This window comes from Chryseobacterium sp. C-71, from assembly GCF_020911865.1.
GTDB lineage: Bacteria > Bacteroidota > Bacteroidia > Flavobacteriales > Weeksellaceae > Chryseobacterium.
The window spans coordinates 4,134,474-4,150,065 of sequence record NZ_CP087131.1 but is presented as its reverse complement, the minus strand read 5'-3'; the positions used below and the strand labels follow the sequence as shown (position 1 = coordinate 4,150,065).

15 protein-coding genes are annotated in these 15,592 nt (G+C 33.7%); 5 read left to right on the top strand and 10 right to left on the bottom strand.

Annotated elements, in window-relative coordinates:
- Position 1: 1 nt before the first annotated feature.
- From LNP04_RS19095 to LNP04_RS19080, 4 genes are all read right to left on the bottom strand, one after another.
- Positions 2-1,243, bottom strand: a complete 1,242-nt coding sequence (locus LNP04_RS19095) for a sulfate adenylyltransferase subunit 1 (protein WP_229984476.1) — start codon at positions 1,241-1,243, stop codon at positions 2-4.
- 78 nt (positions 1,244-1,321) lie between these two features.
- A complete protein-coding gene (gene cysD / locus LNP04_RS19090) occupies positions 1,322-2,230 on the bottom strand; it encodes a sulfate adenylyltransferase subunit CysD (protein WP_229984475.1) in 909 nt (302 codons plus the stop codon).
- Positions 2,231-2,252: 22 nt separating this feature from the next.
- Positions 2,253-2,942, bottom strand: a complete 690-nt coding sequence (locus LNP04_RS19085; protein ID WP_229984474.1) for a phosphoadenylyl-sulfate reductase — start codon at positions 2,940-2,942, stop codon at positions 2,253-2,255.
- An 85-nt stretch (positions 2,943-3,027) separates the two neighbouring features.
- Entirely contained in the window at positions 3,028-3,435 is a 408-nt protein-coding gene (locus LNP04_RS19080; RefSeq protein WP_129534170.1) for an Rrf2 family transcriptional regulator, read from the bottom strand.
- Between the two features lie 164 nt (positions 3,436-3,599).
- Between LNP04_RS19080 and LNP04_RS19075 the strand changes: the two genes are divergently transcribed.
- Together LNP04_RS19075 and LNP04_RS19070 are read left to right on the top strand one after the other, a co-directional pair.
- The gene (locus LNP04_RS19075; protein WP_229984473.1) at positions 3,600-4,028 is read left to right on the top strand and encodes a DUF4268 domain-containing protein; all 429 of its coding nucleotides are present in this window, start codon (positions 3,600-3,602) and stop codon (positions 4,026-4,028) included.
- Positions 4,029-4,224: 196 nt separating this feature from the next.
- The gene (locus LNP04_RS19070) at positions 4,225-5,133 is read left to right on the top strand and encodes a hypothetical protein (RefSeq protein WP_229984472.1); all 909 of its coding nucleotides are present in this window, start codon (positions 4,225-4,227) and stop codon (positions 5,131-5,133) included.
- A 68-nt stretch (positions 5,134-5,201) separates the two neighbouring features.
- Here LNP04_RS19070 and LNP04_RS19065 read toward each other — a convergent pair whose 3' ends face one another.
- Positions 5,202-5,879 (bottom strand): YceI family protein, encoded by a 678-nt coding sequence (locus LNP04_RS19065; RefSeq protein WP_229984471.1) that lies wholly within the window; start codon positions 5,877-5,879, stop codon positions 5,202-5,204.
- Between the two features lie 338 nt (positions 5,880-6,217).
- Between LNP04_RS19065 and LNP04_RS19060 the strand changes: the two genes are divergently transcribed.
- The 3 genes from LNP04_RS19060 to LNP04_RS19050 all read left to right on the top strand — a co-directional run bounded on the left by LNP04_RS19060 (position 6,218) and on the right by LNP04_RS19050 (position 10,328).
- Positions 6,218-6,778 carry a hypothetical protein gene (locus tag LNP04_RS19060; RefSeq protein WP_229984470.1) on the top strand — a complete coding sequence of 187 codons (561 nt, stop codon included), beginning with the start codon at positions 6,218-6,220 and terminating at the stop codon, positions 6,776-6,778.
- Positions 6,779-6,934: 156 nt separating this feature from the next.
- Positions 6,935-9,253 (top strand): outer membrane beta-barrel family protein, encoded by a 2,319-nt coding sequence (locus LNP04_RS19055; RefSeq protein ID WP_229984469.1) that lies wholly within the window; start codon positions 6,935-6,937, stop codon positions 9,251-9,253.
- Positions 9,254-9,473: 220 nt separating this feature from the next.
- Positions 9,474-10,328 carry a TraB/GumN family protein gene (locus tag LNP04_RS19050; RefSeq protein ID WP_229984468.1) on the top strand — a complete coding sequence of 285 codons (855 nt, stop codon included), beginning with the start codon at positions 9,474-9,476 and terminating at the stop codon, positions 10,326-10,328.
- A 150-nt stretch (positions 10,329-10,478) separates the two neighbouring features.
- Here LNP04_RS19050 and gldG read toward each other — a convergent pair whose 3' ends face one another.
- From gldG to kbl, 5 genes are all read right to left on the bottom strand, one after another.
- Positions 10,479-12,146 carry a gliding motility-associated ABC transporter substrate-binding protein GldG gene (gldG, locus tag LNP04_RS19045; protein ID WP_229984467.1) on the bottom strand — a complete coding sequence of 556 codons (1,668 nt, stop codon included), beginning with the start codon at positions 12,144-12,146 and terminating at the stop codon, positions 10,479-10,481.
- A 4-nt stretch (positions 12,147-12,150) separates the two neighbouring features.
- Positions 12,151-12,879, bottom strand: a complete 729-nt coding sequence (locus LNP04_RS19040) for an ABC transporter permease subunit (RefSeq protein ID WP_229984466.1) — start codon at positions 12,877-12,879, stop codon at positions 12,151-12,153.
- Between the two features lie 194 nt (positions 12,880-13,073).
- Positions 13,074-13,628 carry a CopD family protein gene (locus LNP04_RS19035; protein ID WP_229984465.1) on the bottom strand — a complete coding sequence of 185 codons (555 nt, stop codon included), beginning with the start codon at positions 13,626-13,628 and terminating at the stop codon, positions 13,074-13,076.
- Between the two features lie 185 nt (positions 13,629-13,813).
- Positions 13,814-14,254 (bottom strand): hypothetical protein, encoded by a 441-nt coding sequence (locus LNP04_RS19030; protein WP_229984464.1) that lies wholly within the window; start codon positions 14,252-14,254, stop codon positions 13,814-13,816.
- A 78-nt stretch (positions 14,255-14,332) separates the two neighbouring features.
- Positions 14,333-15,529 (bottom strand): glycine C-acetyltransferase, encoded by a 1,197-nt coding sequence (gene kbl, locus LNP04_RS19025; protein WP_229984463.1) that lies wholly within the window; start codon positions 15,527-15,529, stop codon positions 14,333-14,335.
- Between the last annotated feature and the right edge of the window lie 63 nt (positions 15,530-15,592).

Sequence of the window (15,592 nt, the reverse complement as noted above, 5' to 3'; positions counted from 1 at the left end):
TCTACAAAATCATGACCGCTCCAACGGTAGAATTACTTGTTTCGTCAATCAAAATTGCATTTCCTGTTGATTTGCTGTCTTCAAAACTGTCAAAAACTAGAGGTGAAGAAGTTTTCAAGCGCAATTTAACTACCTCATTCAGTTTAATACTACTAGTTATTTCTGTTTTTTCTAAAGTGTTGACATCAATTTTATATTCAATTTCTTTAATAATCGCTTTCAATGTTTTGCTTTTATGCTGAATAAAATATTTATTTCCTTCATTCAATTCTTTTTTATCGAGCCAGCAAACGACCGCTTCCAATTCATTTTCAACTTTGGGCTGGCGATCAGTTTTCACTATAAAATCACCACGGCTGATGTCAATATCATCCTCAATATGCAAAACTGCAGGTTGATTGGTAAATACAAAATCCACCTCTTTTCCGCCAGTTTCAATTTTTGATATTCTGCTCTGAATATTTTGTGGAAGAACCGTTATTTCATCCCCTTTTGTGTAAACTCCCGAAATTACCTCTCCTGCATATCCTCGGTAGTCATGCAGATCGTCAGTCTGCGGACGAATGACATACTGTACCTGAAATCTCGGATTCTCTGAATCTTTATTTTCATTAATTTCCACATTTTCAAGAAAATCTAAAAGTGCAATACCTTGATACCATTGCATTCTTTCCGATTTTTCGACAATATTATCTCCATAGAAAGCTGAAATAGGGAAATATTTAACATTCTCTAAACCTAATTTTTTAGCTACCGAATCATATTGTGCTTTGATATCATTATAAATATCTTCAGAATAATCAACCAAATCCATTTTATTGATGGCAACTACAACATTTTTCATTTTTAATAATGAAGCAATGATTGAATGTCTTCTTGTCTGCTCGATTACACCTTGCCTTGCATCAATCAAAATTATGATCAATTGTGAATTTGATGCGCCGGTAATCATATTTCTGGTATACTGAATATGTCCTGGTGCATCTGCAATAATGAATTTCCTTTTCGGTGTCGAAAAATAACGGTAGGCTACATCAATGGTAATTCCCTGTTCTCTTTCTGCCCTCAGGCCGTCGGTGAGAATAGCCAGATCAATTCCGTTCTCATTCTTGTTTTTTGATTGTTTTTCTAAAGCTTCAAGCTGATCAATCAGTATATTTTTACTGTCATAGAGAAGTCTTCCGATCAGCGTGCTTTTTCCGTCGTCTACACTTCCCGCAGTGATAAATCTTAATATGTCCACGTGTAATTGAGTTATAAGTTATGAGTGATAAATGATCAATTTTTAAAAGCTTGTTGCTTACTGCTTTTAGCTTATTGCTTAAAAATATCCTCCTTTCTTTCGGTCTTCCATGGCGGCTTCCGTTACCTTATCATCGATTCGGGTTTCACCACGTTCAGAAATTTTAGAAGCAGTGATTTCTCTCACCACATCATCCAAAGTTTCGGCAGAACTTTCTACAGCAGCGGTACAGGTCATATCACCAACCGTTCTGTAACGCACTTTTTTATTAACAATGGTATCATTTTCATCAATCTGGATAAAATCTGAAACAGCTATTAACTGCCCATCAAACTCAATGACATCCCGTTGATGAGCAAAATAAATCGGCGGAAGCTGAATATTTTCTTTTTTAATATAATTCCAGACATCAAGCTCCGTCCAGTTGGATATAGGGAAAACTCTTACATTTTCACCTTTATTGATTCTTCCGTTATAGATATTCCACAATTCGGGACGCTGAAGTTTAGGATCCCATTGTCCGAATTCGTCACGAACAGAGAAAAAGCGTTCTTTCGCTCTCGCCTTTTCCTCATCTCTTCTTGCTCCGCCAATACATGCATCAAACTGAAACTCTTCTATGGTATCTAATAAAGTGTGGGTTTGTAACCAGTTTCTTGAAGCAAACTTTCCTTTTGGTTCTGTTAAATTTTTAGCTTTAATGGTATCTTCCACTTTTCTTACAATCAATTCTGCACCCATATTTTCTGCTAAATAATCTCTGAACTGCAGAGCTTCCGGAAAATTGTGTCCGGTATCAATATGAACCAACGGAAAAGGAATTTTCATAGGAGCAAAAGCCTTTTTTGCCAGATGAACTAAAGTAATAGAATCTTTTCCGCCACTGAAAAGTAACGCCGGTTTTTCAAACTGAGCTGCAATTTCACGCATGATGTAAATGCTTTCTGCTTCCAGCTGTTCGAGATAATCTAATGTATATGCACTCATTCTTAATTTGAGATTTTTGTTACTATGTATGCAGACCGCATTCTTTTTGTGAACTTTCCCACCACCAGCGTCCGGCTCGCGGGTTTTCGCCTTCTTCGATAGCTCTTGTACAAGGTTGACAGCCTACACTGATAAAGCCTTTTTTATGAAGAGACAATTCCTGAACTTTATTTTGTTCTAAATAATTTAAAACATCCTGATACGCCCAGTTGATTAATGGATTGTATTTGTACAGATTTCTTTCCTCATCCCACTCCAGAACCGACATATTTTCACGGTTTTCAGATTGTTCTGCACGAAGTCCGGTAATCCAGACTTTGGCATTTTCCAAAGCGCGATTCAAAGGTTTTACTTTTCGTATAAAACAGCATTCTTTTCTGTTTTCTACTGAGTGATAAAATGCATTGATCCCTTTTGAATTCACATAATTTTCTACATCAGAAGCTTCCGGAAAGTATACTTCAGTTTTTTTTTGATAGCGTGAATTGTTTTTTGAAAGCAAATCGTAATGCTCATAGAAGAGCCTTCCGGTATCTAAAGTAAAAATTTTTATCGGTAAATTATTTTTGAAAATAGCGTCTGTAATTACCTGATCTTCCTGACCAAGCGACGTGGAGAAAACAATTCCTTCTGAAATCTTTGATGAAATGAATTGTAATCCATCTTCCAAAGTAAGTTGTTGTAAAGTCTCGATATCCTCTTTTGAAAACATAATTTTCTGTTTGATACCCGCAAATATCTAACAAAAATATTATCCTACCAAATAAGTAGACTTGTAAAATTAAATTTAAACGGATTTAATCAATTAAATCTAAAAGTGTTTTTTCTTCCAAAATTTTTAACGAAGCATCACGCACTTCTATCAAAACATCGTGCAGACTGCAGTGATCTTCGTTGCAGTTCTCACATTTTTCGTAAAAATTGAGACTCACACAGGGAAGCATCGCAATGGGACCATTCACAAGACGGATGATCTTTGCTAAATTTACTTTTTCTGGACTTTCTTTGAGGAAATAGCCACCGCCTTTGCCTTTTTTACTGTCGAGAATCTCAGATTTTTTCAGCTCTAATAAAATATTTTCAAGGAATTTTAAAGGAATTTTTTTGTATTCCGCAATTTCGGAAATCAGAACCGGACCTTCATTTCTTTTTTCTACAAGATATGAAAGTGCCTTAAAAGCATATTGAGATTTTTTTGACAACATTGTAACACAAAAGTAAGAAAAAAGTTAGAATATAAAGCTGGAAGTTCGAAGCAGTGTGATGGAAGTAAATATTTTAGAAAAACGAGAACTTTTAATTTATAGATTCGATGTAACTTCCAGCTTCTAACATCCAGCTTCCAGCTAAAAAAATTTATCTTTGTCTTATGTTTAGTAAACAAGAAGCACAGCAATTAAAAAAAGAATTTTGGACGGCATTTGGAAAGTCGTTTCCCAGAAAATGGATTTTGTATGATACAAAAGTGAAAGATTTCTCATTTAAATTTAATGCTGACAACAAAAAAGCAGAAGTTTCTTTAGATATCGAAATGAAAGATGAAGTCTACCGAGATGCCTATTATAATAAGATTTGGTCACTTGAAGATATTCTTAAAGATTTCATTGCCGATTTTCACAAAGAAGAATTCTATACTTTGGAAAACGGAAAAGTCATCAGCAGAATCTGGGTTGAAAAAGAAGGAGTTTCGGTTTTTAATAAAAATTCCTGGCAGCAGATTTTCGAGTTTTTTGTGGAGAAAATGGATGGTTTTGAAAGGTTTTATTACGAGTATGAGGATTTTATAAAAGATGTTTAGTAACTATGTTGATTTTTGAAATCATTGCAGAAATTTTATTTGAATTCATTTTTTTCAAACTTTCTGTTTCATTTACAGGAAAGCCAAACTGCTTTTCATTGTGAAGAATAAAAAAATATACAATAATTTTAAAGAGAAGCTTTACTTTTTTTTCTCCAACTTAAATTTGCATTATCTTTGACAAAACACTTCAAAGATGAATAAAATACTTACATTATTACTTTTTTTCACATTTCAGATCATTTTTTCGCAAAATGTATTTAAATCTCAAAAGCAGATCTACTTAGCGGAATATTATGCTAAACAAAAAAATGACAAAAAAGCTCTTGAATGTTATTTGAAAGCTATAAATTTTAATTCCAAAATCGAAAGCGATGATTATCTTAAAGCGGCTTCCATTGCATTTAAAATTAATGAAAGAAAGATTGCAAAAGATCTTCTTATTAAAAGTATTACTAAGCAGCAAGCTCCATTAGATTTCATTAAAAGTTTTAAAAGTTTAAAACCCTATCAAGATTCTGAAGAAATGAAAGAAGTTTTGGCGCAGTACGACGAATTGGAAAACCAATATTTCCGAGAACTCAAGAATCCAAAAGCGTACATGGAAATTCAAAGTCTCATCGCTAAAGATCAGCTAATTAGAGAAGAAGAAAATATTTTCCAAGAATTAGCCAACAAAATAGATTCAATCAATATCATAACATTAAAAGAACTTACCATTAAAAATGGTTGGGAACCGAGGGCATGGGTGTTACTTTGGCATCATCGTGGTTATTATAAAGAAAATCATTATGTATGGGACTTTTTTAAACCTTTTATACAGAAAGAAATTGAAAAAGGTAATGTCAATAAAAATTTCTTCGTTGATTTTGAAGAATTTACTGCTAGTACAGGTAATCTACAAGCGCCTGCAATCTACGATCTTGGTAATATTGGTAGATTAAGCATGAATCAAACTTATGATGACATAAAAAATCTTGATAAAAGAAGAAAATCCGTAGGTTTGCCTCCGTTATATTTTGGACATTTTTTATACGGAATGGAACTTCCAAAAGATTATGAATACAATCCTGAAAACCTTCTTTCAGATCTGATCAATTTATAGAAATATGATTACAAAACAAAAAAACATCCGCCGAGGCAGATGTTTTTCTTATGTATTTTGTATGCTGACTATTTTTTTGCAGCTTTCACATCAATATCAATTTCGATGTCTTTGCTGATCATCCATTCTGCAGGATCTGCTTCAGAAGTTCCGAATTTGATTCCCCAGTCTGCACGGTTTACTGTAAATTTAGCCGCAATATTTGCTGATTTATCTACTACATCTACTTTAGCAGGGAAAGTAACATTCATTGTTTTACCCAACAAAGTAAGGTTTCCGCTTACGGTTTTGTTAGCTCCTGCTACAGCGTCTGCTCCAGGTGTTGCCAAATCTTCAACTTTAGTGATTTTAAAATCAGCAGTCGGAAATTTTTCAACATTGAAGAAATCTTCATTCTTCAAGTGACCTTCAAGATCTGTAGATTTTTTATCTTTCTCAGTAACAGAAGCCGGATCTACTTTGATTGATTTCATATCAATTACGAATTCTCCAGAAGCCAATTGGTTATCAGCAACAGATAATTCGCCTGACGTGATCGCAAGAGTTCCCCAACGTGGTGCCATACCTCCTTTGTGGAAAGCTTTCCAGTTTACTTTAGATGCCGCAACATCAACTGCTAAAACATCACCTTTCTTTTCAGCAACAGTTTGCTCTTGACCTGCAGTTGCAGTTTCTGTTTTTTTGTCTCCACAAGAAGCCAATAAAAGACCCATACCTGCTAAAGCGATTACACTGATTTTTTTCATTTTTTAAAATTTAATTTTGTTATTGATTAAGTATTGCTTTACTAAACAGCAAAAATACCGTTTTATTATTTTTAACTGTGCAAACCTCGGAAAAATTTATGGTTTGAGTCATTAACATAGGATAAGAAAGTGAAAAAAATGAGATTTAAGATATTTTCTCTATCGAGATGCGATTTAACTCGTTATAAATTGGAAAATTGATGATTGTTGAAAAGCGATTTCTTTTGTGAATGATTTTTTATTGGCTTTTTATATATATTTGATTTTATATTTGAATTTGCACATTGTGTGAAACAAAGATTAAATAAAAGTATTTACAAGCATAAATTATTTATAAAATGAAAAAACATATCTATACAATAACAATCTTTTCTTTGATACTACTGAGCTGTGGAGAACAATCAAAACAAAAGAAATCAAAAAACACAGAAAATATTGAAATAGAACAACCAAAAAATGAAAAACTCTCGAATCTAGAACTTGAAGCCTCAAGACTAAGAGCTGGTGGTTCCATTAAGAACGTTGAACTTGATAGCAAATTTGCAAAAATTACATACGTAAAGGATTACGAAGAATATAAAGAATTAAATCCACAATCAGGACTGTCAAAAACTGAGTTGAATGCTTATTGGGAAAGTGGTGACGCAATAGAAAAAGCTCTTGTTGATGGTTCGGTAAGAATTATGAAAAAGCTTGACTATATCGATACTGTTTCTATTTTATTACCTTACAAAGGAACAAATTATTCAATTTTAGTAAATAAAAAAGATCTTGAAAAATTTATTGGTAGCGACTTTGCGACCATCAAAAACAAATGGGACGAAACATTTTCAAATCCTTTTGTTTATGATGATAAAGGAAGAAAGTCATTTTTTAAAAAATTTGGAGGCAAAAGCTGAAAACTTGACAACGAAGATTTTGCCTCAGTTGAATTAAGGTTTACACATTAAGTTTATTATTCGATTGAAATTATATTACTTTCACTTTAAAACCAAATAAATTCACCACAAGATGTAATATCCAACCTCATCCATTTGTTCTATCTAAAAACTAACATGAAATTCAAATTTCTATTCTTATTATTCTTTTGTATCATTAACGCTTTTGCTCAGCAAAATTTAAGTATCAACGGGATACTTATCAATCATAATCAGGAAAAACTGCCTTCACCCATTATGGTTTATTTATTTGATTCTGAAAATCATTTGGTGAAATCTACTCTCACTCAGAATACAAAATTCGAATTTCATCAATTACAGTCAAACTATTATTATCTTCAAATCTCTTCGGATGAAACCGCTCAGAAAGAAAAACAATTTTATTTAGATAAAAATTTAGATTTAAAAATTATTTACGACCCAAAAGTTCAACAGATTGAGGAAGTTAATCTCGTCGGAAAGAAGAGTAATTTCAAAGTTGAAAACGGGAACATCACTTTAGAGGTCGCCAATTCTCCGCTCAATAAATTACCAACCTCTACAGAATTATTATCAAAATTACCTTTTGTAATGATGGATGCCAATGGCGAAGGGCTTTCATTTGTCGGAAAGGGTGTTCCGTTACTGTATGTTGACAACCAAAGAGTAAATTTTGCCACTTTATCGGGAATTGCCGTGGACGACATCAAATCTGTAGAAATTATCAGAAATCCATCCGTAAAATATGAGTCTGAAGGGAAAGCTGTCATTAAGATCAATCTTAAAAAAAGCAGAAAAGATGGTGCTCAGCTCAGCATTTCTGAGACGGCGACTTTTCAAAAACGATTCAGAAATCATTTCACTGCAAATTATCAGCAGAAAAAAAATAAAACAGAGTGGAAACTCAATGCCGCATACAACCAGATCAATCATTGGGAGAGCAATGGTTTTGAATATTCGGTACCCAGCAAAAATATTTATTCTGATTATGTGATTACCTCGATTACCAAACGTCCACAAACGATTTTTGGAGGAAGTTTATATCATGAATTGAATGATGGAGACTATATTACTTTAACGGTCAACAGTAATTTCAGACCAGATAAAGGTGATAATAATACCAACACGTTATATTCTGAAAAAGGAAATTCTTCTTACATCAAAACACTGAATCAGCAGGACAGTAAACGGTCAACCATCAATTCGATATTTAATTACAATAAAAAATTAACGAATTGGGATGCCAATATTTTTACCGGATTGCAATACACTAGAGAAAGTAATAATGTCGACTACATTTTTTACAACGATATTAATAATTCAGGGTATGAATTCAGTCAATTTCGTAGTCGACTGTATTCTGGGAACGTGTATTCCGGGAGAATTGATTTTGAAAAGAAATTTGATGAAAAACATATTTTAGAATTGGGAGGAAGCTATACTAGCGCCGAAACCAATACAGACAACACCACCGATTACCGGAATAATCAGGCAATTGAATATTATAAATATCAATTTAAAGAAAGTAATTTAGCATCGTATGCCAATTTTGGTTTGGATATCAATAAATGGGATCTTAAAGGTGGAATAAGAATGGAAACCACTTCTACTAAAGGTTTTGAACCGGTTATTAATGAAACTAAAATCGAAAGAGATTATGTGGACTGGTTTCCCAATGCTGAAGTAAATTTTAAGCAAAGTGAAGATTATACGTACACATTAAACTTCAGAAAAAGCATTTCAAGACCCAACTATGGAAATCTTGCTGCCGGCGGATTATACGGAAGTCCGTATGTAGAATATGTAGGAAATCCTGATTTGGTTCCAACTTATACGAACACGATTTCTTTCACAAGTAATCTGAAGAAATGGTCTTTGAATGCATCTTTTTACACCAGTAAAAATCCGATTGGTTATACTTTGGTTTATGATGAAAGCAGAAATATTTCAAAGTTTACGATGGTTAATTTTGATAAAGAATTTGGTGCAAATGTAGGTCTGGACTTCCCAATTGAATGGAAAAAATGGACTTCACAAAACAGTTTGTCTTTAAATTATGATAAAACCGAAGATTCTTTAGCGGTCATTAAAAAATCTACGCCTTACCTTTATCTCTCCACCAACAACACGTTTACTTTGTTGAAGCATTTATCTTTTCTGCTTGATGGCTCTTACATCACACAACGCACAGCAGGATTGTATGAAGTGAACGCCATGTGTCTTGTAAACCTTGGTCTTACTTCCTCAGTTTCAAATTTTGATTTTACGCTTCGTTATAATGATGTTTTTAATCAAATGAATTACATCCAGAAAATGAGCTATAACCAAATGTCTTCTACAGGAACTTTTTTTGGAAACACACCTACTCTATCTTTTGCTGTAAAATATAATTTCGGAAAGCTGCTCAAATCAAATTATAAGCAGAATACGGTGAATGAAACATCGGACAGGCTTTAAGTAGTTGTTGATGGTTTTTAAATTTAAAACTGATTCGTTCGAAATAATTTTTCTTTTGCTTGTGATTTTTTGTTTGCATTTTCTATATTTGAATTGCTTTGTATTTTAAACAAAAACTAAATAACAAATTAAATTATGTTTGGAAATAACTCTTTAGAAATAAAAACTCAGGAGTTTAAAACAAATTTTTCATGTTTAATTGAAATAGCAGTAGACAAAAATGAAAAAAACAACATTACTTTTTCTTCTTTTATCAGTAAGTTTTGCGCTAGCACAAAACACCATCTTATGGACGATAAAAAAAGAAGGAAAGCCTCACACTTCCTATCTTTTGGGAACATACCATCAGATGGGAAATTCTTATGTAGATTCTCTGAAAACCGTGACGCGTGCGCTCCAGTCTTCACAACTCGCTATTTTTGAAAATATTGATACCGGTGAAAAATTAGCAAGTTTTCTTAATACGCGACTTGAAAATTTTAGTTATAAAGAAAAACTCAGTAAAAAATACCTGAAAGATTTAGAAGAGATCGCAAAAAACTGGGCTGTCCCTGTTTCTAAACTATCACCTCCCGAACTGCGTCTAAAACTTGAACAAATCTACTATGAAACGCAATGTGGTACAATAAGACCCACCGATACCTCCAAAGTATTTGATAGCTATCTCATAAAAATGGCTAAGAAAAATTCTGTTGAAGTTTTGGGTTTAGAAAGTAATGACCTGATGACATCTTACATCAATAAAACCGACCGCACAGAATGGAAAGATGTGAAAAAAGAAATCTACACCTGGCTAGATAACATCAAAATGAAGCGGGAAACCCAAACGCTTTGCAGCATGGCAGAAGCATACAAAAAACAAAAATTAGATTATCAGTTGGGTTCTGAATGCGCAGAAACCGTAATTATCAGCTCGAGAAATGCGGTTTGGCTGCCAATTATAGAAAAAAATATTGCTGAGAAAAAGAGCTTCATTGCTGTGGGATATGCTCATCTCACCGGAAAATGCGGTTTGGTTACTCAACTTAGAGAAGCCGGTTATAAGGTTGAGCCTGTTTATGATTTGAGCAAGTAAAAATTCTAATGATTTAAAAGAGTTATTTTAATAATGCTTTTTTAAATTTGAATACAGCCTATAGATAATTAAGCAGGTCATTCGAAAAGAATGTAAAAAAGTTGAAAAGAATAATAAAAAAAGAGAAACCTATGTTTCTCTTTTCTATTTTTATCCAAATTTCTTTTTTCTTAACCAGAAAAACAAACCTCCCAAAAGCCCGATGATCGCTAAAGGAAGCAGTAAATTAAACCACTGCCAGTTTGCTTTTTCTTCGCTAATTCTGTGCCGGTCCAGAAGTCTTTCTTCAATGTTTCTGTTTCTCAGTTCCATCAGATTGCTGTCGTCGAGAAGGTAATCTAAGGCATTTCTGAGAAACTGTTCGTTACCAAACTGTTCGTCGGTCAAACGGTCAACTCCAAGAGGTAAAGCTTCGCCTTTATGGGTTTTATTTCTTCCCACATCACCATCTGCAATGACAATCATTTTATTTTCCGGACTTTTTGCTTTAAAACCAGGATACGACTGTCTTTCTATTCGTGATGCGTATGCAGATGAGAATTTCCCTTCTAATGCAACGGCAAAAATCTTTGGCGTGCTTGGCTTTTCCATTTGTCCTAGGCTGTCGACGCTGGCAATTTCGTTTAATTCAACATAGTTCGGAACCTGCTTTAATAAAGTTCTCTCGCTTGATTCAAAAAGAACATTGGTTTTAAATTTCTTTCCACCCAAGGTATCGATAGAAGTCGGAAATTCAAACTTTACAGGATTAATATTTTTGGTAATCGGATTGTTGTTTTCAGCAATTCCCAAAGGAAAATATGGCCAAGGAAGACTTGTATATTGAGGATTCCCTCCTACTTCACCGGTCACCAATTTCAACAAAGCAAATTTCTTCACATCCTTGACCAAAGCAGGATTGATTCTCAAACCATAATTGAAGAAAAAATCGGTCATATTGATATCAACCGGGAATGGCATTACTTTTTTTGATTTTGTCAGTGTATCCATTTCAGCATTCACAGCATCAATCATCCATAACGTTTTCCCGCCATTCATGATATATTGATCAAGAATTAGTTTCTCGTTGTCTGTAAATGCCTTTCGAGGTTTTGCGATGACCAAAGCGCTCATTTGCTTTAATAATGGTAAATCTGCCAAAGTAAGTTCCACATTGTTTTTTGGAATTACAGGACCTGCATCATAACTTTCCAAAGCCAGATTCATAAAACCCTGAAATTCTTCAGGTCTCAACTCGTCCTGATTCACCAAAATTCCAACTTTTTTCCTTTGATTGGTAGAAACCGATTTGATATTCGAAACTAAATTATATTCTAAATTTTCAATCGATTTTCTTATTTGTTCATCTGCATTGATGTTTGCCTGCTGCACAACCAACGGAATTGAAGCTCCGTTCTGACCGTGTTTCACGACTGCATAAGGAAACAGATAAATCTGGGTAATCTTTCCATCTTTATTATCCGGAAGCACAGAAGGCTGCATTCCCATTGCCATCAAAGTATCCTGAGACATTTTGGTTTTGATGGGATCTATAAATTTAAAATCTATTTTAGGATTGATTTTTCTAAACTCTTCGAGCATAAATCTCGTCTCGCTCTGCAATTGTTTAAAGCTTGCAGGGAAATCTCCTTCAAGATAAACATCTACCGTTACAGGCTTTTTAATCGATTCTAAAATTTTAACAGTGCTTTCAGAAAGTGTATATCTTTTTTCTTTGGTTAAATCCAGTCGAATTCCTGAAAACATCAGGATGATGCTTAAAGGTAAAATTACAAACAGTAAAATTCCGAACGGAGATTTTAAGGATATCTTCTTCATGTTTTTACTTCTTTTTAGTGATAAAATGATTAGACAATGCTAATGTAAGACCGATGACAAATACAAAATAAGCGACATCTTTAAAATCGATCAAACCTCTTGTGAAGCCTAAGAAATGTTGATAAAAACCAACATTCTGAAGGATGAAATCTGCTCCGCCCAGCAGTTTATAACTCGCCAGCTGCTCAATCCCAAAATACATAATGAAACACATGAAAACACCAAGCAAATACGCCATGATTTGATTTTGAGAGAGCGAAGAAGCTAAAATCCCGACTCCTGCAAATGTTGCAATCAGAATAATCAGTCCAAAATAACTTCCGAACGTCATTCCCAAGTCAATATTTCCTTCAGGAACACCTAAAACGTAAACGGTGTAAAGATATATAAGTGAAGGAATCAGACATAAAATTCCGACTACCCAAACCGAAAGAAATTTCCCGAAAACCAATTCTGAAACTTTCAGAGGTTGAGAAAAAAGCCAATTCAGTGTTCCGGTTTGTTGTTCTTCAGCAAAAGTTTTCATAGACAATGCCGGAATGATAAACATCAAAAGCCAAGGCACTAAAACAAAATAGCTTTGTAAAGAAGCCAGCCCAATGTCGAAAATATTAGAATCGTTCTCGAAAAAAAACAAAAACAATGTTGTTATCAAACTGAAAGCCGCAATGATCACCCACGCACTCCAGTTCCCGAAATAACTCCAAAGTTCTTTTTTAAAAATTGCTATCATATTCTTAGTTAGAAGTTTAACTTACTTTTTTAAGCAAAAAGTAGTAAGATTATATTTTGAATTAATTTTAACGCAAAGTCCGCTAAGCTTTTTACTTTCATGCTGATGTTAAGTTTGCAAAGGCGTTCCACTCAGCAAAGAACTCAAAGTTTTCACTTCACAAAATTTGTATTCTAATTTTACTTTTTATCTTTTTACTTTATACTTTTCTTATTCTTATTGACCAATTTCACCGTCATCATGATCAAAAATACCAGAACGAAAAATCCTGTGATTAATTGCCACCAATATTCTATTACGGAAGATTTTAAAATTACTGTAAATACAACCAAAAACAGAATAAACGTTGCTATCTCATTAATTTGTCGCAGCTTTACATTTGAGGTAGACAAAGTTTCGCCGTTCAGCTTTTTAATTTGATTTAATTTTTTCCAAGCCCAATGATGGAAAAACGCCAAGCCTATCAGAAAAGTTAATTTTAAATGAAACCAAGGCATTTTCATTAAAGCAGAATTGAGAAAAATCATTATTAAACCACAAACAGTCATGATAACACCTGCCGGAACGGTAATGATGTTCCATAATCTGCGAGCCATAAAGATATATTGTTCTCTGAGGATTCTCTTTTTATCTTCCTCAAAATCATCAGTATCTTTATAGTACACAAAAATTCTCACGAGATAAAAAATTCCCGCAAAATAACTGACCATAAAAATGATATGCAACGCCTTGATGATGGTATACAGCATCGTAAAAATTTGTTTGCAAAGATAAGGATTTTGTTGACGAAATGAAGGTTAAATAGAAAGTCAATCTAGTATTTTCATACTTCTAATGAAATTTTAATGAGAAATAATAAATCTGAGATAACTTTAAATTTTGGCTAAAGCCAATATGGAATATTTTTAAATTGAAAACGGGCTAAAGCCCGTTCCTATTGATTAAAAGAAATACTGTCAATTTTCTTTCCATCTGCATATTTTTTAATATACTTTAATTTACCGTTTTCATCATAATATTTCCAGTCACCAAAGTAATACCAATGCCTTTGTGCATCGGAAATATCTAATTTTGACTGACCTCTCTCCATGATTTTACCGTTAGGATGATACAGCTTTGTCTTGGTCACATTCCTTCTGATTTTATCTTTTTGGTACGACTTACCTTCAAAAGTGGTTTTCCACACTCCTACTTTCTCACCCATTTTGTACTTTCCCACAGCCGTTAAAATTCCCTGGTCAGAAGAATATTCTTCTTTCCATTTTCCGTGGCGTTTATTCCATTTGTTTTCAACTTTTACGTACTGATTTATTTTTGCTTTGCATGAAGCCAATATTGTTAATACCAGACCTAGAAGTAAGAGATTTTTAATCATAAAAAACAGAATTTCTGTAAATATAGAAATTCTGCTTTTATTCTACAATTGTAGAATAGTTTATTTTAAGGTAATTCCTTAAGAAATTACACCTAATTCTTTTCCAACTTTTTCAAAAGCTACAATAGCTTTATCTAAATGCGCTCTTGTGTGAGCCGCAGAAAGCTGCACTCTGATTCTCGCTTTTTCTTTCGGTACTACCGGATAGAAAAATCCAATAACGTAAATTCCCTCATCCATCAATTTTTCAGCCATTTTCTGAGCTAGTTTTGCATCATACAACATCACAGGAACAATCGCAGCATCACCTTCAGGAATATCAAAACCTTTTGCTTTCATTTCTTTTCTGAAATATTCTGCATTTTCCATCACCTGATCTCTCAATGAAGTGTCATCTGAAATCATATCTAAAACTTTCAAAGCTGCCCCAACAATTCCTGGAGCCAATGAATTTGAGAATAAATACGGACGAGAACGTTGTCTCAACATATCGATGATTTCTTTTTTACCTGAAGTAAATCCGCCTAAAGCACCACCCAAAGCTTTCCCAAGCGTTGAAGTAATAATATCTACTCTACCCATCACTTCGTTAGCTTCGTGAGTTCCACGACCGGTTTTACCGATGAAACCAGTTGCATGAGAATCATCAACCATTACCAAAGCATTGTATTTGTCGGCTAAATCGCAAACTCCTTTTAAGTCTGCAACAATTCCATCCATTGAGAACACTCCATCGGTAACGATGATTTTGAATCTGTGATTTTTCTCTGAAGCGGCAATTAACTGCGCTTCAAGATCTGCCATATTATTATTTTTATAACGATATCTTGCCGCTTTACAAAGACGAACCCCGTCAATAATCGAAGCGTGATTCAATTCATCTGAAATAATTGCATCTTCATCAGTGAACAAAGGCTCGAAAACACCACCATTTGCATCAAAACAAGCTGCGTATAAAATAGTATCTTCAAGACCCAAAAACTGAGCAATTTTCTCTTCCAATTGCTTGTGAATATCCTGAGTTCCACAGATAAAACGCACTGAAGACATCCCGTAACCATGAGATTCTATCATGTCTTGAGAAGCTTTCATCACTTCCGGATGGTTTGAAAGTCCAAGATAATTGTTGGCACAGAAATTTAATAACTTCTTTCCGTTGGCTTCAATTTCAGCACTTTGCTGTGACGTGATGATTCTTTCTGTTTTAAAAAGACCGTCATTTTCGATATTTTTAAGTTCGTTTTGTAGATTTTCAAGATACTTTTCAGAGATCATTATAATAATTATTTAGGTTCGCTAATTTAATAAAAAGGCTTTAAAGTATTTACTTTTATCCTT

Excerpts from the sequence above, each read along its gene's own strand:
- LNP04_RS19050 (WP_229984468.1), top strand. The coding sequence starts at position 9,474 with ATGAAAAAAACAACATTACTTTTTCTTCTTTTATCAGTAAGTTTTGCG.
- LNP04_RS19065 (WP_229984471.1), bottom strand. The coding sequence starts at position 5,879 with ATGAAAAAAATCAGTGTAATCGCTTTAGCAGGTATGGGTCTTTTATTG.
- LNP04_RS19085 (WP_229984474.1), bottom strand. The coding sequence starts at position 2,942 with ATGTTTTCAAAAGAGGATATCGAGACTTTACAACAACTTACTTTGGAA.
- LNP04_RS19030 (WP_229984464.1), bottom strand. The coding sequence starts at position 14,254 with ATGATTAAAAATCTCTTACTTCTAGGTCTGGTATTAACAATATTGGCT.
- LNP04_RS19075 (WP_229984473.1), top strand. The coding sequence starts at position 3,600 with ATGTTTAGTAAACAAGAAGCACAGCAATTAAAAAAAGAATTTTGGACG.
- LNP04_RS19040 (WP_229984466.1), bottom strand. The coding sequence starts at position 12,879 with ATGATAGCAATTTTTAAAAAAGAACTTTGGAGTTATTTCGGGAACTGG.
- LNP04_RS19070 (WP_229984472.1), top strand. The coding sequence starts at position 4,225 with ATGAATAAAATACTTACATTATTACTTTTTTTCACATTTCAGATCATT.
- LNP04_RS19035 (WP_229984465.1), bottom strand. The coding sequence starts at position 13,628 with ATGCTGTATACCATCATCAAGGCGTTGCATATCATTTTTATGGTCAGT.
- gldG (WP_229984467.1), bottom strand. The coding sequence starts at position 12,146 with ATGAAGAAGATATCCTTAAAATCTCCGTTCGGAATTTTACTGTTTGTA.
- LNP04_RS19055 (WP_229984469.1), top strand. The coding sequence starts at position 6,935 with ATGAAATTCAAATTTCTATTCTTATTATTCTTTTGTATCATTAACGCT.
- LNP04_RS19060 (WP_229984470.1), top strand. The coding sequence starts at position 6,218 with ATGAAAAAACATATCTATACAATAACAATCTTTTCTTTGATACTACTG.
- kbl (WP_229984463.1), bottom strand. The coding sequence starts at position 15,529 with ATGATCTCTGAAAAGTATCTTGAAAATCTACAAAACGAACTTAAAAAT.
- LNP04_RS19080 (WP_129534170.1), bottom strand. The coding sequence starts at position 3,435 with ATGTTGTCAAAAAAATCTCAATATGCTTTTAAGGCACTTTCATATCTT.
- cysD (WP_229984475.1), bottom strand. The coding sequence starts at position 2,230 with ATGAGTGCATATACATTAGATTATCTCGAACAGCTGGAAGCAGAAAGC.